The 23,657-nt window shown below is 70.5% G+C and carries 25 protein-coding genes; 18 read left to right on the top strand and 7 right to left on the bottom strand.

Annotation, left to right across the window (positions count from 1 at the left end; genetic code table 11):
• Positions 1 to 23: 23 nt before the first annotated feature.
• Both ACFY9N_RS14805 and ACFY9N_RS14800 read left to right on the top strand, forming a co-directional pair.
• Complete coding sequence (locus ACFY9N_RS14805) at positions 24 to 755, top strand: FadR/GntR family transcriptional regulator (RefSeq protein ID WP_391479575.1); 732 nt, start codon at positions 24 to 26, stop codon at positions 753 to 755.
• A 1-nt stretch (position 756) separates the two neighbouring features.
• Positions 757 to 906, top strand: a complete 150-nt coding sequence (locus ACFY9N_RS14800; protein ID WP_391479574.1) for a hypothetical protein — start codon at positions 757 to 759, stop codon at positions 904 to 906.
• A 112-nt stretch (positions 907 to 1,018) separates the two neighbouring features.
• On the opposite strand, the gene ACFY9N_RS14795 is transcribed toward ACFY9N_RS14800, so the two are convergent.
• Positions 1,019 to 1,579, bottom strand: a complete 561-nt coding sequence (locus ACFY9N_RS14795; RefSeq protein ID WP_391479573.1) for a hypothetical protein — start codon at positions 1,577 to 1,579, stop codon at positions 1,019 to 1,021.
• A 269-nt stretch (positions 1,580 to 1,848) separates the two neighbouring features.
• On the opposite strand from ACFY9N_RS14795, the gene ACFY9N_RS14790 reads away from it, so the two are divergent.
• From ACFY9N_RS14790 to ACFY9N_RS14745, 10 genes are all read left to right on the top strand, one after another.
• Positions 1,849 to 3,585: a dihydroxyacetone kinase family protein gene (locus ACFY9N_RS14790; protein ID WP_391479572.1), complete on the top strand. Its 1,737-nt coding sequence runs from the start codon at positions 1,849 to 1,851 to the stop codon at positions 3,583 to 3,585.
• 11 nt (positions 3,586 to 3,596) lie between these two features.
• Positions 3,597 to 4,067, top strand: a complete 471-nt coding sequence (locus ACFY9N_RS14785) for a ribose-5-phosphate isomerase (protein WP_391479571.1) — start codon at positions 3,597 to 3,599, stop codon at positions 4,065 to 4,067.
• A complete protein-coding gene (locus tag ACFY9N_RS14780; RefSeq protein WP_391479570.1) occupies positions 4,067 to 4,915 on the top strand; it encodes a triose-phosphate isomerase family protein in 849 nt (282 codons plus the stop codon). The genes ACFY9N_RS14785 and ACFY9N_RS14780 overlap by 1 nt, the downstream gene beginning before the upstream one ends.
• On the top strand, positions 4,912 to 5,706 hold the full coding sequence (locus tag ACFY9N_RS14775) for a sugar phosphate isomerase/epimerase family protein (protein ID WP_391479569.1): 795 nt from the start codon (positions 4,912 to 4,914) through the stop codon (positions 5,704 to 5,706). Before ACFY9N_RS14780 ends, ACFY9N_RS14775 begins: the two co-directional genes overlap by 4 nt.
• Positions 5,703 to 6,557, top strand: a complete 855-nt coding sequence (locus ACFY9N_RS14770; protein WP_391479568.1) for a phosphogluconate dehydrogenase C-terminal domain-containing protein — start codon at positions 5,703 to 5,705, stop codon at positions 6,555 to 6,557. Before ACFY9N_RS14775 ends, ACFY9N_RS14770 begins: the two co-directional genes overlap by 4 nt.
• 347 nt (positions 6,558 to 6,904) lie before the next feature.
• A complete protein-coding gene (locus ACFY9N_RS14765; protein ID WP_391479567.1) occupies positions 6,905 to 7,282 on the top strand; it encodes a DUF427 domain-containing protein in 378 nt (125 codons plus the stop codon).
• A 29-nt stretch (positions 7,283 to 7,311) separates the two neighbouring features.
• A complete protein-coding gene (locus ACFY9N_RS14760) occupies positions 7,312 to 8,880 on the top strand; it encodes an ABC transporter substrate-binding protein (protein ID WP_391479566.1) in 1,569 nt (522 codons plus the stop codon).
• A 3-nt stretch (positions 8,881 to 8,883) separates the two neighbouring features.
• Entirely contained in the window at positions 8,884 to 9,927 is a 1,044-nt protein-coding gene (locus ACFY9N_RS14755) for an ABC transporter permease (protein WP_391479565.1), read from the top strand.
• A gap of 2 nt (positions 9,928 to 9,929) precedes the next feature.
• Positions 9,930 to 10,838, top strand: coding sequence for an ABC transporter permease (locus ACFY9N_RS14750; RefSeq protein WP_391479564.1), 909 nt, complete (start codon positions 9,930 to 9,932; stop codon positions 10,836 to 10,838).
• Positions 10,835 to 12,397: an ATP-binding cassette domain-containing protein gene (locus ACFY9N_RS14745; RefSeq protein WP_391479563.1), complete on the top strand. Its 1,563-nt coding sequence runs from the start codon at positions 10,835 to 10,837 to the stop codon at positions 12,395 to 12,397. Before ACFY9N_RS14750 ends, ACFY9N_RS14745 begins: the two co-directional genes overlap by 4 nt.
• Before the next feature lie 291 nt (positions 12,398 to 12,688).
• Here the strand turns inward: ACFY9N_RS14745 and ACFY9N_RS14740 are convergent, their stop codons facing one another.
• Positions 12,689 to 13,921 carry a catalase gene (locus ACFY9N_RS14740; RefSeq protein WP_391479562.1) on the bottom strand — a complete coding sequence of 411 codons (1,233 nt, stop codon included), beginning with the start codon at positions 13,919 to 13,921 and terminating at the stop codon, positions 12,689 to 12,691.
• Between the two features lie 4 nt (positions 13,922 to 13,925).
• A complete protein-coding gene (locus ACFY9N_RS14735) occupies positions 13,926 to 14,426 on the bottom strand; it encodes a DUF427 domain-containing protein (protein WP_391479561.1) in 501 nt (166 codons plus the stop codon).
• A gap of 181 nt (positions 14,427 to 14,607) precedes the next feature.
• On the opposite strand from ACFY9N_RS14735, the gene ACFY9N_RS14730 reads away from it, so the two are divergent.
• The 4 genes from ACFY9N_RS14730 to ACFY9N_RS14715 all read left to right on the top strand — a co-directional run bounded on the left by ACFY9N_RS14730 (position 14,608) and on the right by ACFY9N_RS14715 (position 19,050).
• Positions 14,608 to 15,642: an LLM class flavin-dependent oxidoreductase gene (locus ACFY9N_RS14730; protein WP_391479560.1), complete on the top strand. Its 1,035-nt coding sequence runs from the start codon at positions 14,608 to 14,610 to the stop codon at positions 15,640 to 15,642.
• On the top strand, positions 15,639 to 16,964 hold the full coding sequence (locus ACFY9N_RS14725) for an LLM class flavin-dependent oxidoreductase (protein WP_391479559.1): 1,326 nt from the start codon (positions 15,639 to 15,641) through the stop codon (positions 16,962 to 16,964). The genes ACFY9N_RS14730 and ACFY9N_RS14725 overlap by 4 nt, the downstream gene beginning before the upstream one ends.
• Positions 16,961 to 18,292: an NtaA/DmoA family FMN-dependent monooxygenase gene (locus ACFY9N_RS14720; RefSeq protein WP_391479558.1), complete on the top strand. Its 1,332-nt coding sequence runs from the start codon at positions 16,961 to 16,963 to the stop codon at positions 18,290 to 18,292. Before ACFY9N_RS14725 ends, ACFY9N_RS14720 begins: the two co-directional genes overlap by 4 nt.
• Positions 18,293 to 18,489: 197 nt before the next feature.
• The gene (locus ACFY9N_RS14715; protein ID WP_391479557.1) at positions 18,490 to 19,050 is read left to right on the top strand and encodes a dihydrofolate reductase family protein; all 561 of its coding nucleotides are present in this window, start codon (positions 18,490 to 18,492) and stop codon (positions 19,048 to 19,050) included.
• Between the two features lie 82 nt (positions 19,051 to 19,132).
• Here the strand turns inward: ACFY9N_RS14715 and ACFY9N_RS14710 are convergent, their stop codons facing one another.
• The 4 genes from ACFY9N_RS14710 to ACFY9N_RS14695 form a co-directional block, all read right to left on the bottom strand.
• Entirely contained in the window at positions 19,133 to 19,354 is a 222-nt protein-coding gene (locus ACFY9N_RS14710) for an RNA-binding S4 domain-containing protein (protein WP_391479556.1), read from the bottom strand.
• Between the two features lie 92 nt (positions 19,355 to 19,446).
• Complete coding sequence (locus tag ACFY9N_RS14705; protein ID WP_391479555.1) at positions 19,447 to 20,271, bottom strand: PepSY domain-containing protein; 825 nt, start codon at positions 20,269 to 20,271, stop codon at positions 19,447 to 19,449.
• Positions 20,272 to 20,503: 232 nt separating this feature from the next.
• A complete protein-coding gene (locus ACFY9N_RS14700) occupies positions 20,504 to 21,835 on the bottom strand; it encodes an ATP-binding protein (protein WP_391479554.1) in 1,332 nt (443 codons plus the stop codon).
• Complete coding sequence (locus tag ACFY9N_RS14695) at positions 21,828 to 22,505, bottom strand: response regulator transcription factor (protein ID WP_391479553.1); 678 nt, start codon at positions 22,503 to 22,505, stop codon at positions 21,828 to 21,830. Before ACFY9N_RS14695 ends, ACFY9N_RS14700 begins: the two co-directional genes overlap by 8 nt.
• Before the next feature lie 163 nt (positions 22,506 to 22,668).
• On the opposite strand from ACFY9N_RS14695, the gene ACFY9N_RS14690 reads away from it, so the two are divergent.
• Positions 22,669 to 23,088: a MarR family winged helix-turn-helix transcriptional regulator gene (locus tag ACFY9N_RS14690; RefSeq protein WP_391479551.1), complete on the top strand. Its 420-nt coding sequence runs from the start codon at positions 22,669 to 22,671 to the stop codon at positions 23,086 to 23,088.
• 113 nt (positions 23,089 to 23,201) lie between these two features.
• Entirely contained in the window at positions 23,202 to 23,648 is a 447-nt protein-coding gene (locus ACFY9N_RS14685) for a hypothetical protein (protein ID WP_391479549.1), read from the top strand.
• Positions 23,649 to 23,657: the final 9 nt, after the last annotated feature.

Raw genomic sequence — 23,657 nt, 5'->3', positions numbered from 1 at the left:
CGCCGACGGCTATCCTCGAACCCATGCCCGCCTACCCCGAGAACCGCACGCTGAACATCGCGGATTCGCTCGACGCGCTGCCCGCGGGTTCTCCCGTGACCGAGGTGGCTCGGCGGCTACTCGACCTGTTCACCGGGGGAGACATCGCTCCCGGCACGCGGCTGCCCCCGGAGCGGCAGCTCGCCGCGACGCTCGAGGTGGGGCGCTCTGCGGTGCGCGAGGCGCTCGCGGCGCTCGAGATCCTGGGCATCGTCGACGTGCGCCCGGGGTCCGGTACGTACCTGCGCGGTTCGGCGAGCGACCTCTTGCCGCAGACCCTGCGGTGGGGCCTGCTGATCGGCGACCGCAACACGGCGGAACTGATCGAACTGCGGTCGGGGCTCGAGATCTACGTCGCGCGCCTGGCGGCGGCGCGGGCGGATGCCGATGCCGTCGCCGCGCTGACGGCGACTCTAGAGGAGATGCGGTCTACTCAGGACGATTTCACCGCTTTCGCCGCGGCCGACAGCCGCTTCCACCACGCCCTCTCGGAGGCGGCGGACAACGGCACGATCGTCGACATGCTGCACGTCGTGCGCTCGCTGCTGCAGGTCTACTCCGACCGCGCGGTGCACGACACCGAGAGCGTGCTCACCGCGATCGAGGAGCACGCCGCGATCCTGCGGGCGGTCGCGGCATCCGATGAGAATGCGGCCGCCGCCGCCATGGCCGCGCACATGTCGACGGCGCTGCTGCGATTGAGCGGCGACGCTTGAGATGAACGACGAGAAGGGGCAGGGTGTGGATGAGACCGAGTTCTGGCTGTCGCAGCCTGGCATTCGCGAAGACGTGGATGATGCCCGCCTGCTGTTCGTTGCCCGCACGTTGCATAGCGCCGAAGAGACGCTGAGCCGCTACTCACAGTGACCGGTACGGCGCGCGAAAACCCGGACGAAGAGCGGATGCCTCGGCGCGCCGTTCGGTGACACGCCGCCCGAGCGGCGGAGGGTCTAGGTTTTCTCGACGCGGAGGCCCCCGCTCACCATCCGCGCTCTTCGAGGAACGTCAGGCACGTGTCGTCGGCGAGCATCGCGTCGACGACCTTCTGATCCTCGATCTCGGTGAACGGGAAGGTCGCATCGAAGTCGGTGTCCTGGATGCCGTAGAACAACTGCTCGGCGGCCTGGCGCACCTGCTCGTCGAACTCGCCGGTCTCGGTGGAGACTGCGCGGAAGTCGTCGATGAGGCTGTTGGAGGCGTCGATCCGGTAGTCGTAGTAATCGGTGAAGAGGCCCACGACGTCATCTCCGTCTTCGACGGCGGGCTTCGCGTCGGCGACGGTGTCGCGCTGCTGCTCCCACGACGCGATGACGCCCTCGGCGAGTTCGATCGCCTGGTCGCGCTGCTCCTCTCCGGAACCCGTGAGCGAGGCGACGGTCTCCGAGTTGGCGATGTCGTCGGCCGCATCGCCCTCGACCCAGGCACCGCAGGCCGTGGATGCGAACTCGGCCGGTTCGGCGCCCTCGTACGAGGCCGAGCAGCCGGCGAGAACGAGCGCGGACAGCGCAACGACGGGTACAGCAAAGCGAACGCGTGACATGGATCCCCTCCAAAACATGGCACCGCTCGTGGTGCCCTCCGGTATACCAACCCTATCCAGAGCGGGGCGGGAGCCCGGGGCGGCATCGTTCGGCGGGCGCGCGGCAGAAGCGATGTCTCAGTCAGCAGCGCGGCATCCGCCTGCTTGCAATTGGTCAACCGGTTTGTCAAACTAGTAACCGGTTGACCAATTCCGCTCACCCGAGAACTCGCCCGCACCGACAGAGGAGTCACCGTGGACAGCATCCGCACGACGAACGCGAGCGCGCGATGACCCGCCTCTGGAACGAGCCCGCCGACTTCGCCGACGAGATGATCGAGGGCTTCGCCGCCGCCCATCCGCGCCACGTCCGGCGCGCGACCGGGGGAGTCGTGCGCAGCACCGTGATCCCCGACGGGCAGGTCGCGGTCGTGATCGGTGGAGGATCGGGGCACTACCCGGCTTTCGGCGGACTGGTCGGCCAGGGCTTCGCGCACGGCGCCGCGATGGGCAACCTCTTCGCCTCGCCCTCGGCCCAGCAGGTCTACGCGATCGCGAAGGCCGTCGACCGCGGGGCCGGGGTCTTGCTCAGCTACGGCAACTACGCCGGTGACGTGCTCAACTTCGACGCCGCGCAGGAGAAGCTGCGCGCCGAGGGCATCCCCACCCGGACCGTCACCGTCACCGACGACATCTTCAGCGCCCCGGCCGCCGAGAAGCACAAGCGCCGCGGCATCGCCGGTGACCTCACCGTCTTCCGCACCGCAGCGGCCGCCGCCGAGGCGGGCTACGACCTCGACGGCGTCACTCGCGTCGCCGCGCTTGCGAACGAGCGCACCCGCTCCTTCGGCGTCGCGTTCACGGGCTGCACGCTGCCCGGCGCTCCGGCTCCACTGTTCTCGGTGCCGACCGGGCGCATGGCGATCGGCCTCGGCATCCACGGCGAGCCGGGCATCGACGAGACCGACATCCCGACCGCCGACGGTCTGGCGCAGCTGCTCGTCGAACGCCTTCTCGACGAGATTCCCGAGGGTGTCGCGATCGAGGGCGCGCGCGTCGTGCCGATCCTCAACGGCCTCGGGTCGCTCAAGTACGAGGAGATGTTCGTCGTCTACCGGCGCATCGCCCAGCTGCTCGAAGCGGCGGGCCTCGTGCTCGTCGACCCGCACGTCGGCGAGTACTGCACGAGCTTCGACATGTCCGGCACCTCGCTCACGCTCTTCTGGCTCGACGACGAACTCGAACGACTGTGGGACACCCCGGTCGACGCCCCCGCCTACCGCCGCGGGTCGGTCGCCGCGGCCGCGCAAGCCGAGGTCGTCGACACGGCCGCCGACGCACGTGAGATCGCCCAGGGTGACGACGCCTCGCAGCAGGTGGCGCAGACGGTGACCGCGGCGCTGCAGGTCATCGTCGACACGATCGACACCCACGCCGACGAACTCGGACGCATCGACGCGATCGCCGGAGACGGCGACCACGGCATCGGCATGCAGCGCGGATCGCACGCGGCGCTCGCCGCAGGAATCGCCGCAGCGGATGCCGGGGCCGGCGCTCGGGCCACCCTCAGCGCCGCGGCCGACGCCTGGGCCGACAAGGCCGGCGGCACCTCGGGCGCGCTCTGGGGCGTGATCCTGAACGCCGTCGCCCCGCGTCTCGGCGACGCCGGAGAACCGGATGCCGCGGGTGTCGCCGCGGGTGTCGCCGAGGGGCTTCGCGGGGTGCAGGAGTACGGCAAGGCGGAGGTCGGCGACAAGACGCTGGTCGACGCGCTGGTGCCCTTCGCCGCGGCGCTGCAGGCGGGCACGGGGGAGGGGAAGCGACTGCGGGATGCGTGGGCCTCGGCCGCGGCATCCGCCACCGACGCCGCCACCGCGACCGCCGATCTGCTGCCGAGACTCGGCCGCGCGCGCACCCACGGCGAGCACTCCGTCGGCACCCCCGACCCCGGCGCGATCTCGCTCGCGCTGATCGCGACTGCTCTCGGCGAGCTCCTCGCCGCCCCCGAACTCGCCGCACAGGACTGAAGGAAGACGACATGACCGACCAGCTGCGCCTCGTCATCGGCTGCGATGACGCCGGATTCGACTACAAGGAGATCCTCAAGGGGGACCTCGAGAACAACCCCGGCGTCGCCTCGGTGGTGGATGTGGGCGTCGATGCCGACGGGCACACCGCCTACCCGCGCGTCGCGATCGCGGCCGCCGAACTCGTGGCGAAGGGCGAGGCCGACCGCGCCCTGCTCATCTGCGGCACCGGCCTCGGCGTCGCGATCGCCGCCAACAAGGTCGCCGGCATCCGCGCCGTCACCGCTCACGACTCCTTCTCGGTCGAGCGCGCCGTGCTCTCGAACAACGCCCAGGTGCTCACGATGGGCCAGCGCGTCGTCGGCATCGAGCTCGCGCGTCGCCTGGTGCGGGAGTGGCTCGGCTACCGGTTCGACACCACGAGCGCGAGCGCCGAGAAGGTCGCTGTCATCGACGCGTACGAGACCACCGGCGCCTGCTGATGCCGCAGGTCACGGTCGGGGTGAGCCTGAAGACGTACTTCGGGCACGAGCGGGCACGCGCCTGGTTCGAGGACGTCGCCGCGCGCGTGCGCGATCACGACGCCGTGCGATCCGGCGCGGTGTCGTTCTTCGTCACGCCGACGTACCTGCAGGTGCTGCCCGCGATCGACGCGTTCGCGGAGACCCCCGTGCGCGTGGGCGGGCAGGACGTCTCGGCTCACCCGGCCGGCGCGTTCACGGGCGAGGTGACCGCCGCGGAGCTCGCCGAGATCGGCGCGACGATCGCCGAGATCGGTCACGCCGAACGCCGTCGCCTCTTCGGCGAGACCGATGCGGTCGTCGCCGAGAAGGTGAGCGCCGCGCTCGGGGCCGAACTCACCCCGCTGCTCTGCATCGGCGAGACCGAGCGGCAACAACCGGCGGATGCCGCGGACGTCGCTGTCGAACAACTCCGGTCGGCGTTGGCGGATGCTCCCGCCGGAGCCGTGATCGTCGCCTATGAGCCGGTCTGGGCGATCGGCGCCCCCGAACCCGCAGCCCACGAGCACGTTCGGGTCGTCGCGGCGGCTTTGCGCGCGGCGCTCGGGGCGGATGCCGCCCGCTCCGGGTCGTCCGTGATCTACGGCGGCGCGGCGGGACCGGGTCTGCTCACCGCCCTCGGCGATGCCGTCGACGGGGTGTTCCTCGGGCGCTTCGCCCACGACCCCGATGCCCTGATGTCGGTGCTCGACGAGGCATCGGCCCTGGCCGCCCGGCGCGCTTCGCGGTCCCTGAGCGAGGAGCGCAGCGACGCCCTTCGTCTCGCTTCGCTCGCTCAGGAACCGGAGAATGCGGGAGACCCCGCATGATCGGCCTCGGCACCTACGCGTACTTCTGGCAGCACTCCGACCGGGCGCCCGAGCCGCTGAGCCTGATCGGTGCGTTCGACGACACGAAGGCGCAGGGCGTCGACCTCTTCCAGATCTGCGACTACGCCCCGCTCGACACCATGGGCGACGCCGAACTGCGCGATGCGGCGAGGGCGGCGCGTGACCTCGGACTCACGATCGAACTCGGCACCAAGGGCATCGTGCCCGAGCACCTCACCCGCTACCTGCGTCTCGCCGAGATCTTCGACGCCCGGCTCGTGCGCGGCATGCTCTACGGCCCCGACTCGCGGCCGACGCTCGCCGAGGCCGAGACGTCGCTGCGCAGCAGCATGCGGGCGTTCGAGCGGGCCGGCGTCACGCTCGCCCTCGAGACCTACGAGCAGGTCGCGACCGCCGACCTGATCGGCGTGATCGAACGCGTCGGCAGCCCGCGCCTCGGCATCTGCCTCGACCCCGCCAACGTGGTCGCCCGGTTGGAGCATCCGCAGTCCTGCGTCGAGCAGACCGCGCGCCTCACCGCGAACGTGCACGTGAAGGACTTCGCCTTCGCCCGGCAGGACGGCTGGGTCGGGTTCACCTACTCGGGCACCGCCATGGGCACGGGGTTGCACGACTACGCCCATCTGCTGGCGGCCGTGCGTCCGCGCGAGCGCGGCATCAACGAGATCGTCGAGCACTGGCTGCCCTGGCAGGGCGACGCCGAGACCACCATCCGAACCGAGCGGGAATGGACCCGCATCACACTCGAACTGCTGAGGAGCACCCCATGAGTACGACCTACAAGATCGCCGTGATCGGCGCCGGCGGCAAGATGGGCATGCGCGTCTCGAACAACCTCGTGAAGACCGATCACACGGTCTGGTACGTCGAGAACTCGCCTGCCGGCCAGCAGCGCACGACCGACGCCGGGCGCGAACTGACGGATGCCGCGACCGCCGTCGCCGACGCCGACATCGTCGTGCTCGCGGTGCCCGACCTCGCGCTCGGACCGGTCACCGCCGACCTCGTGCCGCAGCTGCGCTCCGGCGCGATCGTGCTCACGCTCGACCCGGCCGCCGCGTACGCCGGACTGCTCACCACGCGCGACGACGTCATCCAGGCCGTCGCGCACCCGTGCCACCCGTCGATCTTCCTGCAGCGCGAGACGCCCGAGCAGTGGGCCGATACCTTCGGCGGGATCGCCGCCCCGCAGGACGCGATCGCCGCGATCGAGAGCGACGACCCCGCCAAGCAGGCCATCGTCGAGGCGACCGTGCGGGCGATCTACGCCCCCGTGATCGACGTGCACTGGGTCACGATCAAGCAGCTCGCGCAGCTCGAGCCCACCCTCGTCGAGACCGTCGCCTGCATGATCGGCGCGCTCCTGAACGAGGCGCTCGACGAGACCGTCAAGACCATGGGCGTGCCCGAGGCGGCGGCGCGCAGCATCCTCTACGGCCACACGCAGGTCGCGCTCGCGAACGGCCTGCGCGGCGACAACCCGTTCTCCGACGCCTGCCTGATCGCCATGGACTACGGCCGCGAGTCGATCATCAAGGACGACTGGAAGAAGATCTTCCGCGACGACGAGCTCGACAAGAACCTCGCCCGCATGCTGCACCTCGACCACATCGAGCGGTAGGGGGTCGGGCGGTTTCGAGGGGCGGATGCTGCGGCATCCGCCCCTTTCTCGTGGGCGCCTGCGACGCTTCGACAGGCTCAGCGACCCAGGCGGGTGGGCTCAGCGCCCAGCCGGCGCGGCACTGGGTCCCTGAGCCTGTCGAAGGGCCCCGCCCCGAGGTACTGGGTGCTGGCCGAAGCTGGGTCCCTGAGTCTGTCGAAGGGCCCCGACCGCGTGACTCGGGCCGAAATGTGACGTCACGGAACGGAATGTCTGTTCACGGTGCGGAACCTCGCTGCGCGATCCGCGGGCGGGGCGGTTTCATGGGCGTACCCACCGCACGCCCGAGCGAACCAGGAGCCGCCGCCATGTCCGACACCACCGCGCAGAAGCCCGCCCACACCGTCACCACCGAGCCCGCCACTCATCGCGTGCGCGTGCTCGCCGGCGACACCGTGCTCGCCGACTCGACGCGCGCCATCGTGCTGCACGAGACGAACCACGCCGACCGCTATTACCTGCCGCGCGAGGACGTGAACTGGGACCTGCTGCAGGAGACCTCCTCGACGAGCCACTGTCCCGTCAAGGGCGACGCCGACGACTACTGGGCGCTGAAGAGCGACCCCGCCACCGACGTCGCCTGGTCGTACCCGACGCCGTTCGACTATCTGCAGCCGATCGCCGGCCACGTGGCCTTCTACTCCGAGCGCGTCCAGGTGGACGCCGCCGAACTCCTTCCGCAGTAACGCCTCACCCGACACCAAGGACTCCGCCCATGACCGTTCTCTCCTCGCTCCCGACGGCATCCGTGCCGGGGCGCCGCAGGCCGCTCGCCCTCGTCGCCGCTCTCAGCGCGACCCTGCTGGCTCTCGCCGGGTGCGCGACCGCATCGCCCTCCGACGACACGACGGCGGATGCCGCGTCCGCGGTGTATCGCATCGGCATCAGCGACCCCGGCGCCGAGCTCGACCCGCTCACCGTGGCCGACGGCGACGCGCAGCTGATCACGGGACTCGTCACGGAGCAGCTCGTGAGCTTCACCGCCGACGGCGAGGCGCTGCCTCGTCTCGCGACCGACTGGGAGGCGTCCGACGACGGTCTCACCTGGACGTTCACGCTCCGGGAGGGGGCGACGTTCAACGACGGCGACCCGGTCACCGCCGACGACGTCGTGGCGACGTTCGACGCCCTCATCGGCGACGACAGCATCTCGCCCGCGAAGAGCGCGTTCACCGGCATCCTCGATTCGGTCGCCGCGACCGACGAGGGCACCGTGACATTCACGCTCGCGCGCCCCTTCTCGGACTTCCCGCGCCTGCTCGCGGGCAACAACACCGGCATCCTGCCCGCCGACTACGAGCCCGGCTCCTGGCTCGAGAACCCGGTCGGGGCGGGCCAGTTCCTGCTCGACGACTACGAGGTCGGCCGCAGTGTCACCTATGTCAAGAACCCCGACTACTGGAACGCCGACGAGATCGCCCTCGACGGCATCGAGCTCAAGGTCTACAAGGATCCGCAGGCGATCGTGCTCGCGTTCCAGGCGGGCGAGATCGACCGCATCACCGTGTCGCCCGAGGTGCTTGCGACCGTGAACGTCGACGAATACGACACGCTCTCGGCCGGATACAGCCACTTCTACGGCATCCACCTCAACGTCACCGAGGCGCCGTTCGACGACGTCACGATCCGGCAGGCACTGGCGTGGGCGATCGACCGCGACGCGATCGTCGACCTCGTGTTCGGAGGCACGGCCACGCCGGGCAACGACTTCCCGGTGCTGCCGGACTACCTGCCCCAGCCGCTCGACATCGAGCAGCGCGCGCAGGATCTCGACCGGGTGGCCGACCTGCTCGACGGACGCACGGTCTCGTTCACGATCACGACGTCGTTCCAGCTCTACGGCGAGGTGCTGCAGCAGCAACTCAACGCGATCGACGGCTTCGACGTGCAGCTCGAGGTGCTCTCCGACGAGCAGTACTACGCCGAGGGCGAGGACTCGCCGTGGCTGAACGCGCCGCTCACGATCACCAGTTGGGGCAAGCGCGTGCCCTCGCAGTACTACGGACTGTTCTACGCGGAGGGCGCGGCATGGAACGCCGCGCACTACGCGAACCCCGACTTGGGGACGCTCGTCACCGACTTCGACGCCACGACCGACGAAGCCGAGCGCGAGCAGCTCATCACCGAGATCTCGCAGACGGAGTGGACGGATGTTCCGACGATCATCCCCGCCCTGGTGCGCTCGGAGGTGCTGCAGAACAAGCGGGTCACGGGCGACTTCATCGCCCCGATCGATTTCTGGTCGGGCTACAACTTCGCCGGCATCTCGATCGCGAGCGAGTGACCCATGACCGTCAGCTTCTCGTCGGGCGGGAACGCCGCGACGGCGTCGTCCGCCCGGCGGGGGCTGGCGGTCCTCCGCTCCCGGCACAGCCAGGTGCCGCGACTGATCGGTCAGCGCCTCATCCAGGTGCCGCTCGTGCTGCTCGTGGTGTCGGTGCTGGTGTTCTGGCTGATCGAGGTCGTGCCCGGTGACCCTGGGCGCAACGCCCTCGGCCAGTACGCGACGTCGGAGCAGGTGCAGGCCTGGAACGAGGCGCACGGGCTGACCGGCTCGCTGGTCTCGCGCTACTTCGCTTGGCTGTTCGGGTTCGTCACGGGCGACTGGGGCACGAGCCTCATCTACGGCGCCCCGGTGCGCGAACTCGTACTCGGGCGCCTCGGCAACTCGCTCTTCCTCGGCGCGGTGGCGTTCGTGATCCTGGTGCCCGTGGCCTTCGCGCTCGGTGCGATCCAGGCCCGCCGCGAGGGATCGCGCACCGACCGCACCCTCACGATCGCCCTGATGTCGCTGGCATCGGTGCCGGAGTTCGTCGTCGGCGTGCTGCTGCTGATCGTGTTCAGCCTGTGGCTGAGGTGGTTCCCGATCCAGTCGTCGATCAGCCTCGACGGCCCCCCGGGCGAGGTGCTGCGGGCGCTCGTGCTGCCGGCGGTCACGCTGGCACTCGGCTACCTGTCGGTGCTGGCGCGCATGACCCGCACAGGCGTGCTCGGCACGCTCGACTCGCAGTACTACCGCACCGCCGTCATCAAGGGGGTGCACGGCCCGCAGCTCGCGGTCGGGCACGTGGCGCGCAACGCGCTCATCCCCACGGTGTCGCTCCTGGGCGTCTACGTCGGCACGCTGCTGGGGGGCAGCGCGATCGTCGAGACGCTGTTCGGCTACCCGGGGCTCGGTGCACTGCTGGTCTCGGCGACGGTCGAGAAGGACATCTTCCTGCTCGAGTCGGGCGTGATGGTCACGGGGGTCGTCGCGCTGCTCGCGCTCCTCCTCACCGACATCGCCCTCATGCTCATCGACCCGCGCGTGCGCTTCGACGAAGGGGACTGACAATGGCACTCACCGAAGCGGTGCGCGGTGCCGACCCGGCCGCGATCGACATCATCGAGACGGATGCCGTCACCACCGGCATCCGTCCTCCTGCCGCGCGGACCCGCCGCTGGGGCGCGCTCCTGCGCCGACCGACGTTCGCGATCAGCGCGCTCATCGTGCTGTTCTGGGTGGCGGCGGCCGTCGGCTGGCGCCTCGTGGGTCTCGAGCCCTTCGCCGACAGCGGCGCGCGCCTGGCCCCGCCGAGCGCCGAGCACTGGTTCGGCACCGACCGCATCGGCCGCGACGTGTTCGCCCGCGTGCTCGCCGGAGCCGAACCGGCGCTGCTCGTCGGACCGATCGGCGCGGCGCTCGCCACCGCCCTCGGATCGACGCTCGGCCTCATCGCCGGCTATCGCCGCGGCTGGGTCGATCAGCTCTTCATGCGCGGCTTCGACGTGTTCCTCACGCTGCCGACGCTGATCTTCCTGCTCGTGATCGTCGGGGCCTTCGGGGGCAGTGCGCCGACGATCATCGTGGCGGTCGGCATCCTCTTCGCACCCGGCATCGCTCGCATCGTGCGTGCCGCCGTACTCGTCGAGATGGGCAAGCAGTACGTCACCAGCGCCCGCGTGCAGGGGGAGAGCGCCGGGCGGATCATCTTCCGCGAGCTGCTGCCCAACGTCTGGCCGCAGATTCTCGTGCAGGCCACGCTGAGCGTCGCCGGCGCGATCTTCATCTCGTCGTCCCTGTCGTTCCTCGGCCTCGCCTCGGCGCCGCCGTCGCCCGACTGGGGGCTCGCGGTCAACGAGAACCGCACCTACCTGCAGGCCGCGTGGTGGACTCTCGCGTTCCCGACCCTGGCGATCGCATCGCTCGTGGTCTCGCTCAACCTGATCGCAGACAACTTCCGAGAGGTGTTCCGACGATGACCGAACCACTGGTGAGCGTGCGCGGACTGACCGTCGATTACGAAGTCGAGGGGCAACCTCGGCGTGCGGTCGACGGCGTCGACTTCGACATCGAGCCCGGCGGATCGCTGGGGCTCGTGGGGGAGTCGGGGTCGGGCAAGAGCACGATCGCCTTCGCCTTGGCGCGCTACCTGCCGGCGGGGGCGCAGGTGCGGGCCGAGCGCATCACGGTCGACGGGCACGACGTGCTCGCGCTCGGAACGCGCGGACTGCGGGAGTATCGGCGAGGATCGATCGGCTTCGTCTATCAGGAGCCGGCGCGGGCACTGAACCCCACGCGGTCGGTCGGCAGCCAGGTCGCCGAGACGTACCGGCTGCAGGGGCTGCGGGCCGCGGCCGCGCGGGCGGCGACCGTCTCGGCGTTCGCCGACGTCGGGCTGCCCGACCCCGCCTCGCTCGTGCACCGCTTTCCGCACGAGCTCTCGGGAGGGCAGCAGCAGCGCGTCGTGATCGCGATGGCGCTCGCCGCCGACCCGCGCCTGCTGATCCTCGACGAACCCACCACCGGCCTCGACAGTCGGGTCGAGGCGGAGGTCATCGCGCTCGTCGACCGACTGCGCCGAGAGCGCGGCTTCGCCACCCTGCTCATCAGCCACGATCTGCCGCTCGTGGCCAGTCACACCGAACGCATCGGCGTGCTCGAGCACGGCATCCTCGTCGAGCACGGCGCCGCGGCCGGAGTCGTCGAGACTCCGCTGCACCCGTACTCACGTCTGCTGGTCGACGCGGTTCCCGCGCTCGACGCCCCCTCACGACCCGTCGCACCCGAGCACGCGCAGCCGCTGCTGTCGGTACGCGGGGTGACGAAACGCTACGGTGCGCAGCTCGCCCTCGACGGCGTCGACCTGTCGATCGGCCGGGGCGAGGTGCTCGGCCTGGTGGGGGAGTCGGGCAGCGGCAAGACCACGCTGGGGCGGGTGATCGCGGGGCTCGCGCGTGCCGAAGGAACGGTGACGGTGGCCGGAGCGGATGCCGCGGATGCCGTTCCCGTGCAGTTCGTGTTCCAGAGCCCCGACGCCTCGCTCAACCCGCGGCGCACCGTGCGGCAAACGCTCACCCGGTCGATCCAGCTGCTGCGCGGTGACACCGATGCCGAAGAACTCGCACGATCGACCGGGCTGCCCGGCGATGTGCTCGACAAGCTCCCCGACGAACTCTCCGGCGGACAGAAGCAGCGCGTCGCCATCGCCCGGGCCTTCGCCGGACGCAGCCCGCTCGTGGTGTGCGACGAACCGACCTCGGCCCTCGACGTGAGCGTGCAGGCGCGGGTGCTCGACCTGCTCGTCGAACTGCAGGAGCGCACCGGGGTGTCGTACCTCTTCATCACGCACGACCTCGCCGTGGTCCGCCGCATCGCACACCGCGTCGCCGTGCTCCACGCCGGACGCATCGTCGAGACCGGCTCGGTCGACGAGGTGCTGGGTGCGCCGCGGCATCCGTACTCGGCATCGCTCGTGGATGCCGCCCGCAGCCTGCGTGGCGAGACCGCCCCGCCGGCGCACGCGGTCGTCGCGGCGTAGGTCGGTCGGGGTCCGGGGGTCGGAGCCTGGCCCTGGGTTGCTGAGCTCGAGCCCTGGGTTGCTGAGCCTGTCGAAGCATCACGGGGCGGGACCCTTCGACAAGCTCAGGGACCCAGTTCAGGGTCTCCGCCGTTCATAACTCCTCAGAAACGGGCCCGCCCAGCCCCGAATCAGCCGAATCCGGCCCCGAATCGCCCGGTTCTCCGGAGTTATGCGCAGCCGTGGTTCGACGAGCGGTTGGCCGGCGTCGCTGCAGAACTCGGCCACCTCGTCGGGTCGGATTGACCCCTTTCAGAGACTGCGGGCGATGGCCTCGCCCTCGGCGGCGTCGATGCGGTGCCAGAACTCCACGGCTCGCGCCCGAATACCCGGGTCGGTGATCTCGGCGAGCTGCGACACCACCACTCCGCGCAGCCGTGCTCGGCCGGCGTCGTCGAGCACCCGGCGCACCAGGTCGCCGGCCTGGCGGAAGTCGTCATCCGGGTCCCACTCGCGCGCGCGGCGGGCGAGGTCGTCGTCCCACCCGGGGGCGGATGCCGTGAACGGCGCGACCGCGCGACTCGCCACCCCCTCCTGAACGCGGTGCCGATGGAAGCGCCAGTAGCTGTCGATGCGCGAGAGCAGCATCGGATCCGGGCTGGGACCGATGCCGGGCACGAAGCTCGACGGGGCGAACGCCGCCTGTTCGATCTCGGCGACCTCGTCGTCGGGGTTGCGGTCGAGCACGAGCCGGCCGACCTCGATCAACGGATACGACGCTTTCGGCCACGTCTTGGTGAGGTCGAAGGCGTTGAACCCCACCGTGCGGGCATCCTCGTACGGCATGACCTGCACCGACAGCGTCCACGACGGATGCTCGCCCCGTGCGATCGCATCGTGCAGGTCGGCGCGCTGGTGATCGACCTCGGTCGCCTCGATCGCGGATGCCTCGGCCTCCGGCAGGTTCGCGATGCCCTGGTCGGTGCGCAGGTGGTACTTCACCCAGAACCTCACGCCGGAGGCGTTCACCCACTGGAAGGTGTGCGATCCGAAGCCGTCTTGGTGCCGCCACGAGCGCGGGATGCCTCGGTCGCTCAGCAGCCAGGCGACCTGGTGCGCCGACTCGGGGTTCCGGGTCCAAAAATCCCAGAGCCGGTCGTAGTCGAAGACCGCGCCGTCGCGGTACATCTTGTGCGCGACGACGAGCGAGGCGAACTTCGCCTCGTCGCGCAGGAAGAACACGGGGGAGTTGTTGCCGACGAGGTCGTACTCGCCCTCGGGAGTGAGGAACTTCACGGCGAAGCCGCGCAGATCGCGCCAGGCCTCGCGGCTGCCCCGGTAGCCGAGCGTCGCCGAGAAGCGCACGACGACGTCGGTGCGGATGCCGGGCTGGAAGAGCCCCGCGTGCGTGAAGGCGCGCACGTCGCCGGTGGTCTCGAAGAAGCCGAGCGCGCCGCCGCCTTTCGAGTGCCGGATGCGCACGGGGACCGGCCCGGGATCGGCGGCCGGGCGATCGGCGCGCCGCGCGGCGGTCCCCGTGCTCACCGGGTCAGGCCTCCGCGTCGGCGGAGCGGTCGTCGGCGGGGCGGATGCCGACGGCGCGGATCTCCAGCGAGTCGTAGAACGCGACGTGACCGCCGATGGGAGTGAAGGCGCTGATGGGGTCGGGATACGACCACGCGACGGGCGAGGCATCCGCGCCGTCGGCGAGAGCCCAGTAGTCGCTGGCCACGCCCTTGAACGGGCAGAACGTCGTGTTCTCCACACGGCGCAGACGGGTGAGGTCGACGTCGCCGCGCGGGAAGTAGAGCCGCGTGGGCACGTCGACCTCGTGCAGTTCGATCACGTTCTCGCTGGCGGCGATTCGCTCGCCGCCGCTCCAGACCTCGAGTCGGCCCTTGTGCGCGGTCAGATGCACGAGGCCGTCGGTGGCGATGCCGGGGGCGTCGAGCACGGCGGAATCGGTCATGGTGTTCCTCCTTCGATGTGGCCGGGCGCCGAAGAGGAAGGTCGCGTGCTGGATCGCGAGCGTCGCGGTGGGTTCGAGCATCGTCTCCTCCTCGGTCGGATGACACGCCCATCCAAACCCCGTCGTCCCGATCGCGCGACGATGGTTCCTTCCGGTGACGACGCATGACCTCGGATGACGCGCGCGGTCTCCGCGTGACCGGCATTGACGCCCGATGAACCGCGCCGTTCCGGTCGACGGAGGGCCGTCCTAACGTGGCGCCATGTCCACCACGCACTCGCCCGTCGGCACCACCGAGTCCCTGCACATCGGCCTGTTCGCGCACCTCGCCGACCACCGCGGCGCGGTCGAGCAGACGTACCTCGACTACCTCGACCTGTTCGTCCATGCCGAGGGGCTGGGCGTCGGGTCGGCGTGGGTGCGTCAGTTCCATCTGGCGAAACCGGATGCCGGGCGGCTGGGGGGCCTGCCGTCGCCGTTCGTGTTCCTGGGTGCGCTCGCCGCGCGCACGTCGACGCTGCGGCTGGGCACGGCAGCGATCACGCTGCCGCTCGAGCAGGTGCTGCGGGTGGCGGAGGATGCCGCGGTGCTCGACGCGCTGAGCGGGGGGCGGGTGGAGCTGGGGCTCGCGAACGGCGGACAGCCGCAGACGGCATCCGCGTTCGGCATCCCGCACATCGGGGATCGAACGCAGAGCCGCCGGGCGTATCTCGAGGCGGTCGATCGGTTGGCCGCCGCGCTGCGCGGCGAGGCCGTGACCGTCGACGGCGAGGTGATCGCCCCGGCACGGCCGGGCCTCGCCGACCGGATCTGGCACGCGACCCTCACCGCGCAGAGCGCGTACGAGACCGGGCAGCGCGGCGAGGGCGTGCTCATCGGCACCACCCAGGTGGTGCCGGGCGAGGTGTCGGCCGAGGCGTACCACCGGGGTCTCGCCGAGGGGGCGGTGCCGCGGCTCGGGCTGTCGACGTGGATCTTCCCGGGCCGCACCCGCGAGGAGGCGCTCGCGCAGGCCGAGGAGGGACTGATCGCGAAGTGGCAGTGGGCGCGGGACTTCCTTCCGCAGGCCGACTCGACCGCGCAGATCGCCGAGCGCCTCAACCTGCACTACGGCACCGCCGACGACATCGCGGCGTCCATCGCCCAGCATCCGGCGTTCGCCCACACGACGCAGATCCAGCTGCAGCTCGACGGTCTGTACCGTTCGCTCGAGCAGCAGAAGGACGCCCTCGAACTCTTCACCTCGGATGTCGCGCCGGCGCTGAACGCCGCGGTCCGCCGGGAGGTGGCGGCATGAGCCGCGCACCGCTCGTCTTCGCGGCCGGGGTGTTCTACCCGGGCGGTGAGCACATCACCGGGTGGCGATCGGGAGCCGACGCGTCGTCGTACCTCGACCTCGACTACTGGATGCGCTTCGCGCAGACCGCCGAGGCCGGGCGCTTCGCCACCCTGTTCCTCGCCGACGAGCTGTACGTGTGGGATCGCTTCCGCTCCGGCATCGAACATGGCACCAACGTGCGCCTCGAACCGTTCACCCTGCTCAGCGCGCTCTCGCAGCTGACGACGAAGATCGGCCTCGCCGCCACGGTCTCGACCACCTACAACGAGCCGTATCACGTGGCCCGCAAGCTCGCCTCGCTCGACCACCTCAGCCACGGCCGCGCGGCGTGGAACCTGGTGACCAGCGCGAGCGACGAGGAGGCCCGCAACTTCGGCCGCGACACGCACCTCGACCACGGCATCCGCTACGAGCGCGGTGCCGAGTTCGTCGACGTCGTGAACGGCCTCTGGGACGGCTGGGACGACGACGCCTTCGTCTTCGACAAGGCATCCGGCCGCTACGCCGACCGCGCGAAAGTGCACGTTCTCGAGCACCGGGGCGAGCACTTCGCCGTGCGCGGGCCCCTCAACATCCCTCGCCCGGTGCAGGGGCATCCGCCGCTCTTCCAGGCCGGCGCCTCGGAAGCCGGCCGCGCGCTGGCAGGCCGAACGGCGGATGCCGTCTTCACCCTCGGCGGTGGATCGCTCACGTCCGGCCAGAGGCTCTACGACGATTACAAGCGGCGCGCGCTCGCCGCAGGCCGAGAGTCCGATGATCTGAAGGTGCTGCCGTGGTTCTCGCCGATCATCGGCGACACCGAAGCGGATGCCGAGGAGCGGTTCCGCGAGCTCGCCGAGCTCACGCCCGAACGGGTGCAGGTCGATCTGCTCGCGCACTATCTGGGCGTCGATCTGGGGGAGCGCGACGTCGACGAGACGTTCACCTTCGACTTCGACCACGAGGGGTTCAACCAGTCGAAGTCGGGGTACAAGGCGATCGCCGACCTGCTCGCGCAGCGCCCCTACACCTTGCGGGAGTTGGCGTGGGAGGTGCTCCGTCGCCGCTTCACCGTCGGCACGCCCGACACTCTCACCGCCCACCTCATCGAGCGGTACGAGAACGGTGCGGCCGACGGGTTCATCCTGATGGCACCGACCCTTCCCGACACCCTCACCCGGTTCGTCGAGCACATCGTGCCCCGCCTGACCGACCACGGAATCTACCCGGGGGAGTACGCAGGCGACACCCTGCGCGAGAACCTCGGCCTCGCCCGCCCCGCCGGAAGGTACGCCGCGTGACCCGTCGACTGCTCCTCGCCGCATTCCTCTTCCACCCGGGAGGGTCGCACGTCTCGGGGTGGCGTCACGACGATGCCGAACCGCACCGGCACGTCGACATCGACTACTACGCCGACTTCGCGCAGACCGCCGAGCGCGGCGTCTTCGATACCCTCTTCCTCGCCGACGGCCTGTACCTCTGGGATCGCTTCCCCTCGGGCGTCGATCACTACGGCCAGACGCGGCTCGAACCGCTCACCCTGCTGTCGGCGCTCGCCGCACGCACGAGTCGGATCGGGCTCGCGGCGACCGTCTCGACCAGCTACAACGAGCCGTACCACGTCGCCCGCGCGCTCGCCTCGCTCGACCACATCAGCCGCGGCCGCGCCGCCTGGAACCTCGTGACCTCGCGCTACCCCGAGGAGGCCCGCAACTTCGGCGGCGACGCGCACCTCGACCACGCGCTGCGATACGAGCGCGGACGGGAGTTCGTCGACGTGGTTCAGTTGCTCTGGGACAGTTGGGCCGACGACGCCATCCTCGCCGACCGCCGCAGCGGACTCTTCGCCGATCCCGACAAGCTGCACGTGACCGACCACCGGGGAGACCACTTCGCGGTGCGCGGGCCCCTCAACATCGCGCGACCCCCGCAGGGGCATCCGCTGCTCTTCCAGGCCGGCGGGTCGGAAGCCGGACAGGAGCTGGCGGCGGCGACCGCGGATGCCGTGTTCGCCCGCTCGCTGCCGCTCGCCGAAGCCCGCGCGTTCTACGCCGAGCTCAAGGCGCGCGTGGTCGCGCACGGGCGCGATCCCGGCGACGTGGCGATCCTGCCGCAGTACCGGCCGGTCGTGGGCGACACGACGGCGGATGCCCGGGCCGCGGCCGCCCGAATCCTCGCCTCCACACCCGACACGTTGATCGTCGAAGACGTCGCGCACTCGATCGGGCAGGCGCTGGGTCCGGATCCGGATGCCGTGATCGCGGTGGAGTCGGATGCCGCGACGGCGATCGCCAACGAGTCGAAGTCGCCGAACCGCCGACTGGCGCGGTTGCAGGCGGGGGAGCGGCTGACCGCGCGCGAGCTGTACGCCGAGTCGTTCTGGGAGTCGGTGGCGGTCGGGAGTGCGTTCGAGATCGCCGACGACATCCAGGAGCGTTTCGAGTCCGGTGCCGCCGACGGCTTCGTGGTGCAGGCGCTCACGCAGCCGTCAGGGTTCCGCGAGTTCGTCGACCGGGTGGTGCCCGAACTCCAGCTGCGGGGCCTCACCCGCCGCGCCTACGAGGAGAGCACGCTCGGTGAGCGGTTCGGTCGTGCCCGCCCCGAGCGGCGCGTGCCCGAGCCGGTGTGACCGAGGCGGGACCTCCTTCTCGGGCCTGCGACGCTTCGACAAGCTCAGCGACCCAGGCAGAGTCGTTCACTGAAACCGGGTCCCTGACCGGAACGGGGGCCCTGACCGAAACTGGGTCCCTGAGCCCGTCGAAGGGCCCCGCCCCGCAGAACCCGCACCCCCTGTCGCACGTGCCCGGCGCGGGGTACCGTCGCCCCATGGGACGCCTCATCTACTCCATGATCACGTCGCTCGACGGTTACGCGAGCGGTCCGGACGGCGGTTTCGACTGGGCGCTCGATCCGGGCGTGCACGCCTTCATCACCGAGAAGTTCGATGACGTCGGCACGTACCTCTACGGTCGGCGCATGTACGAGACGATGGTCTATTGGGAGACCGCGCACCTCGAGCCCGACCAGCCGCAGGAGGGCATCGACTACGCGCTGAGCTGGCAGAAGGCCGACAAGATCGTCTTCTCGCGCACACTCGCCGAGCCGTCGAGCACCCGCACGCACATCGAGCGCGAGTTCGATGCGGCGACGGTCGCGCGCTGGAAGGAAGAGCTGCCGCACGACCTCACGATCGACGGGCCGACGATCGCGGCCGAGGCGATCCGCGCGGGGCTGGTCGACGAGTTCCAGATGTTCGTCGGCCCGGGCATCGTAGGTGGGGGCTTGCGGTTCTTCCCCGACGGGGTGCACCTCGACCTGGAACTGATTGACGACCACCGCTTCGACGGCGGGCTGATGTACCTGCGCTATCAGGTGGCGCGACCCTGACAGCTTTCGAATCGCTCACCTTGTCGTTCTCCGGCCCGGAAATCGACGAAGTGAGCTATTCGAAACCGGCGCCGCTCCCGGCTCAGGGCCGAACGCGCACCGTGCGGGCCTCGAACGACACGAGGTCTCCGTCGTGCAGCTGGCGTCCGCGGCGCCGGTCGACCTCGCCGTTGACCTTCACGAATCCGTCGATGATGGCTTCCTTGGCGTCGCCGCCCGAGTCGATGAGCCCCGAGAACTTCAGGAACTGGCCGAGGCGGATCATCTCTCCACCGATGGAGACGTCGTCGATGGCGCTGCTCATGTCTGAAATCGTATCCGCTGCGGCTTTCGAATCGCTCACCTTGCCGCCTTCCGGGGCGGAAGACGACGAAGTGAGCGATTCGAAACCGGGGGTCAGTCGTCGAGATCGGTGCCGACGACGGCGAAGGAGCTGTCGAGATCGATGTCGATCGAGCGGTTGTCGTTCGTGAGCACCGACACGTCGTACGGGCGCGACGCGTCGTCGTCGACGTCGAGGTCGGTGATCAGTCCCTCGGCCTCGTCGAGCGCCGCCGCGACGAGCGAGCGGATCGTCGCCTCGTCGAGGGTCAGCGTCGGGCCGGTGTCGTCGCCGTCGGCGGTGTCGGTGCCGACGACCGTCGCGTTCAGGTCGGCGTCGACGCGCACCTCGGTCTCGTCGCCCGCCGCGGTCTCGAGCTTCACCTCCCACGTGCCGTCGCGCTTGGCGTCGATCGAGGTGACCTCGCCGTCGGCGGCACTGCGGGCAGCGTCGGCGATCTCGACGATCTCGTCAGCGGATGCCGTGCCGATGCCGGTCACCGGTCCGCCACCCTGCTGCGGGGCGTCGTCGTCGCGGTCGCCGCGGCCATCCTGATCGCGGTCACCGCCGCGGTCGTCGTCCTCATCGTGACGGGGGCCGTCCGAGACGCCCGGGCGGTCGTCATCGTCGCCCAGCTCGTCGGCGATCGCCGCGCCGACCGCAACGCCGCCGCCGGCCAACAGCACGGCGGCGACTGCACCGCCGCCGATCAGCAGGGCGCGCTTGCGGCCCTTCGGAGCGGATGCCGGAGCGGCTGTCGCGGTCGCGGGTGCGGATGCCTCGGGCTGAGGGGCCGTCGCGGCGTGAGCGGAAGCATCCGTCGCGGGCGTGACGGGAACCGTCGGAGCGTCGGGCGTGGACTCGGGCGTCTGGTCGGGGTTCGGGGTCTTGTCGTTCATGGCTTCATGGTGTCGCGGCACCGCTGAAGCCACCCTGAAGCGTGCTGAAGCCGTCTTCAGGAACCGCCTTTCGTGGGGTGGGGCCCTTCGACAGGCTCAGGGACCCAGCTTCACGGCCGCCCACGCAACTGGGTCGCCGAGCCTGTCGAAGCATCCCGGCGAAGGAACCGAAGCCCGCACGCAACTGGGTCGCCGAGCCTGTCGAAGCGTCCCACCCCGAGAAACCACCCGCCTACCGTGCGAGCGGCAGGGTCACGACGAATCGCGCACCACCCCAGCGGGAGTCGTCGACGACGACCGTCCCGCCCGAGGCCGTGGCGATGCCCCGCACGATCGCGAGGCCGAGTCCGCTGCCGCCGGCGTCGCGGCTGCGGGCCTCGTCGAGCCGTACGAAGCGCTCGAACACCCGCTCCCGCTCGTCGACGGGCACACCCGCGCCGTCGTCCTCCACGGTCACGAACACGAAACCGTCCGACGGCGCGATGCCGATCGCCACCCGCCCCTGCGCATGCCGAGCCGCGTTGTCGGCGAGGTTGCGCAGCAGCTGTCCGAGCAGCCGTGGATCGCCCGAGACCCGCGCCGCGCGAATGCCGGACCCATCGACCTCGACCCCTGACGCGCGCAGCCGCCGCACCTCACCGAGCGCGATGTCGTCGAGGTCGACCGGTTCGTGCACGCTCCCGGCGCCCTCGTCGAGACGGGCGAGCAGCAGCAGCGATTCCACGATGCCCTGCAGCCGAAGCCCTTCGTCCGACACGACGTCGGCCAGCTCGCCGATGCTCGTGGTCGCCGGGTGCGCCTGGGCGAGCTCCGCGTGCTGGCGGATCACGGCGAGGGGCGATCGCAGTTCGTGCGAAGCATCCGACACGAACCGTCGCTGGGCCGTCGCCGACGCGTCGAGCCGGTCGAGCATGCCGTTCATGGTCGTCGCGAGGGCGGCGATCTCGTCGGCGGAATCGGGAACCGCCACGCGCTGGTGCAGGCGTTCGGCGGTGATGCCGTCGACCTCCTCGCGGATGCGCGTGACCGGACGCAGCGCGCGCCCGGTCACGAGCCAGGTCGTCACGGCGACGAGCAGCAGCAGCAGCGGAACGGCGACCCCGAGCAGCACCGCCACGGTCGACAGGGTCTCGGCGTCGTTCTCGACCGACACCGCGAGCACGAGCGTCTGGTCGTCGTCGAGATCGTCGGAGAGCACGAGCATCGGCTCGTCGTCGATCGTCATGGTGAACACGTCGTCGGTGATCGGCAGTGCCGTCGACCCCAGGGCGTCGCGCGCATCCTCGCTCGCGGCGCGCACCTCGCCGCCGGAGCCGATGATCTGCACGATCTCGTCGTCGAGGCCGCCCATGTCGGCGCCGCCTCCGCCCGGGCCGCCCCGCTGGTCGAGGCGCTCGGCGAGTTCGTCGAGGCGCTGCTCGGCCGAACGTTCGGTGGCCGAATGGATGCTCCCGCTCAGGATGCCGTAGAACGACACCGCCCCGATGGCCAGTGCGACGGCCACGACGACCGTCGCGCCGAGGGTCGTGCGGCCGCGCACCGACCGCCAGCCGCGCCTAGCCACCGTCGGCCGCCAGCCGATAGCCGGCTCCGCGGATCGTCTCGATCGCCTCGCGTCCGAAGGGCTTGTCGACCTTGCGGCGCAGGTGGCCGACGTACACCTCGACGATGTTCGGGTCGCCGTCGAAATCGTCGTCCCACACGCCCTCGATGAGCGTGCGCTTCGAGATCACCTGTCCGCGGTGGCGCATCAGATACTCGAGCACTGAGAACTCGCGTGCGGCGAGGGCGATCGGCGTCTCGCCGCGCCGGACGTCGTGGGCGGCGGGGTCGAGGCGCAGGTCGCCGGCTTCGAGGACGGCGGGGCGCGCGACGGCGCCTCGGCGCACGAGGGCGCGGATACGGGCGACGAGGATCGCGAACGAGAACGGCTTGGTGACGTAGTCGTCGGCGCCGGTCTCGAGGGCTTCGACCTGGTCCCACTCGCCGTCCTTGGCGGTGAGCATGAGCACGGGGGTCCAGTTCTCCTCGGCTCGCAGCGCCTCGCACACCTTCCATCCGCTCATGCCCGGCATCATCAGGTCGAGCACGATCGCGTCGTACCGCGTCTCGCGCGCACGCCAGAGTCCGTCGACCCCGTTGTGCGCGACGTCGACGGCGAACCCCTCGGCTTCGAGCCCGCGGCGCACGGCGTCGGCGAGACGCACCTCGTCGTCGACCACCAGAATCCGCATGATCCCAGTGTGGCGGCTTTCTGCTGAAGCGCGGCTGAAGCGGGTCCCCCCGGTGTTCGAATCGCTCACTTTGCGGTTTTCGACGGGTGAACTCGGCAAGGTGAGCGATTCGAAACAGGGAGGCGACGGCGGATGCCGGAGGCGACCCGGGTAGCCTGAGCAGATGCCCGAGACGCCCCCGTTCAGCCCCACGGTCGCGCTGTTGACCGTGACGGCGGCGTGGCAGGCGGCGTTCGCGGAGGCGCTGAAGCCGATCGGCCTCACCTCGCGCACCTACGCGCTGCTCGGGCACATCCGGGCGATGCCGGGGCTCTCGTTCAGCGAGCTCGCCCGCCGCTCGCGCATCACGGCGCCGAGTGCGCACGTCGCCGTCGCGGGTCTCAAGAAGGACGGGCTCGTCGAAGACGCCACCGAGCGCGCCGGCGCGGCCTCCCACCTGCGCGTGACGCCCGCGGGCGATCGGTTGCTGGCGGATGCCGGGGCGTGCATCGCCGCCCTCGATGCGGAGTTCGCGGCGAAGCATCCGGAGCTCACCGAGGCGCTGCGCGCCCACGTCGCCGAGCTCATGCGCGCCCCGCGCTGAGCCGCGCCCGCCGACCGAGACGCCACTTCTGCCGTGAGGCATCACGCGTGCCGTGGTGTCTCGCGACGAAAGCGATGTCTCGCCACACTGCAACCTTTAGCTAAACTAAAGCTATGGAGAACATCCTGCTCGCCGCGCACGTGCTCGCCGGCATCCTCTTCGTCGGTCCCGTGGCCGTCACCACCAGCTTGTTCCCGCGCTTCGCGCAGCCCGCCACCGGCGGAGGAGCGGATGCCGTCGCCACCGCACCCGCCGTCGCGACGCTGCTGCATCGGATCACGCGGGTGTACGGCATCCTGGCCCTCGTCGTCCCCGTGATCGGACTCGTACTCGCGGCGGTGCAGGGGCGCCTCGGTGAGATCTGGATCACGATCGCCATGGTGCTCACCGCGGTCGCCGGCGCGCTGCTCGCCCTGCGGATCGTGCCCGCCCAGCGCGATGCGCTCACCGGCGCTCTCGACGCGGGCGGGCTGCGCACGATGCGCGTGCTCACCGGCGTCTTCAACCTGCTCTGGGCCGCGGTCGTCGTGCTCATGATCGTGCGACCCGGTGCCGCATGAGAGCCGGGC

Source organism: Microbacterium sp. NPDC008134, from assembly GCF_042957055.1.
Classification (GTDB): Bacteria; Actinomycetota; Actinomycetes; order Actinomycetales; family Microbacteriaceae; genus Microbacterium.
The sequence above is the reverse complement of the archived record's forward strand: the minus strand, read 5'-3'. Positions and strand labels throughout refer to the sequence as shown.

Coding starts and splice junctions, on each gene's coding strand:
- ACFY9N_RS14790 (WP_391479572.1), top strand. CDS start 1,849: ATGACCCGCCTCTGGAACGAGCCCGCCGACTTCGCCGACGAGATGATC.
- ACFY9N_RS14705 (WP_391479555.1), bottom strand. CDS start 20,271: ATGAACGACAAGACCCCGAACCCCGACCAGACGCCCGAGTCCACGCCC.
- ACFY9N_RS14710 (WP_391479556.1), bottom strand. CDS start 19,354: ATGAGCAGCGCCATCGACGACGTCTCCATCGGTGGAGAGATGATCCGC.
- ACFY9N_RS14690 (WP_391479551.1), top strand. CDS start 22,669: ATGCCCGAGACGCCCCCGTTCAGCCCCACGGTCGCGCTGTTGACCGTG.
- ACFY9N_RS14695 (WP_391479553.1), bottom strand. CDS start 22,505: ATGCGGATTCTGGTGGTCGACGACGAGGTGCGTCTCGCCGACGCCGTG.
- ACFY9N_RS14770 (WP_391479568.1), top strand. CDS start 5,703: ATGAGTACGACCTACAAGATCGCCGTGATCGGCGCCGGCGGCAAGATG.
- ACFY9N_RS14795 (WP_391479573.1), bottom strand. CDS start 1,579: ATGTCACGCGTTCGCTTTGCTGTACCCGTCGTTGCGCTGTCCGCGCTC.
- ACFY9N_RS14750 (WP_391479564.1), top strand. CDS start 9,930: ATGGCACTCACCGAAGCGGTGCGCGGTGCCGACCCGGCCGCGATCGAC.
- ACFY9N_RS14785 (WP_391479571.1), top strand. CDS start 3,597: ATGACCGACCAGCTGCGCCTCGTCATCGGCTGCGATGACGCCGGATTC.
- ACFY9N_RS14755 (WP_391479565.1), top strand. CDS start 8,884: ATGACCGTCAGCTTCTCGTCGGGCGGGAACGCCGCGACGGCGTCGTCC.
- ACFY9N_RS14760 (WP_391479566.1), top strand. CDS start 7,312: ATGACCGTTCTCTCCTCGCTCCCGACGGCATCCGTGCCGGGGCGCCGC.
- ACFY9N_RS14685 (WP_391479549.1), top strand. CDS start 23,202: ATGGAGAACATCCTGCTCGCCGCGCACGTGCTCGCCGGCATCCTCTTC.
- ACFY9N_RS14730 (WP_391479560.1), top strand. CDS start 14,608: ATGTCCACCACGCACTCGCCCGTCGGCACCACCGAGTCCCTGCACATC.
- ACFY9N_RS14765 (WP_391479567.1), top strand. CDS start 6,905: ATGTCCGACACCACCGCGCAGAAGCCCGCCCACACCGTCACCACCGAG.
- ACFY9N_RS14735 (WP_391479561.1), bottom strand. CDS start 14,426: ATGCTCGAACCCACCGCGACGCTCGCGATCCAGCACGCGACCTTCCTC.
- ACFY9N_RS14805 (WP_391479575.1), top strand. CDS start 24: ATGCCCGCCTACCCCGAGAACCGCACGCTGAACATCGCGGATTCGCTC.
- ACFY9N_RS14745 (WP_391479563.1), top strand. CDS start 10,835: ATGACCGAACCACTGGTGAGCGTGCGCGGACTGACCGTCGATTACGAA.
- ACFY9N_RS14780 (WP_391479570.1), top strand. CDS start 4,067: ATGCCGCAGGTCACGGTCGGGGTGAGCCTGAAGACGTACTTCGGGCAC.
- ACFY9N_RS14775 (WP_391479569.1), top strand. CDS start 4,912: ATGATCGGCCTCGGCACCTACGCGTACTTCTGGCAGCACTCCGACCGG.
- ACFY9N_RS14715 (WP_391479557.1), top strand. CDS start 18,490: ATGGGACGCCTCATCTACTCCATGATCACGTCGCTCGACGGTTACGCG.
- ACFY9N_RS14800 (WP_391479574.1), top strand. CDS start 757: ATGAACGACGAGAAGGGGCAGGGTGTGGATGAGACCGAGTTCTGGCTG.
- ACFY9N_RS14725 (WP_391479559.1), top strand. CDS start 15,639: ATGAGCCGCGCACCGCTCGTCTTCGCGGCCGGGGTGTTCTACCCGGGC.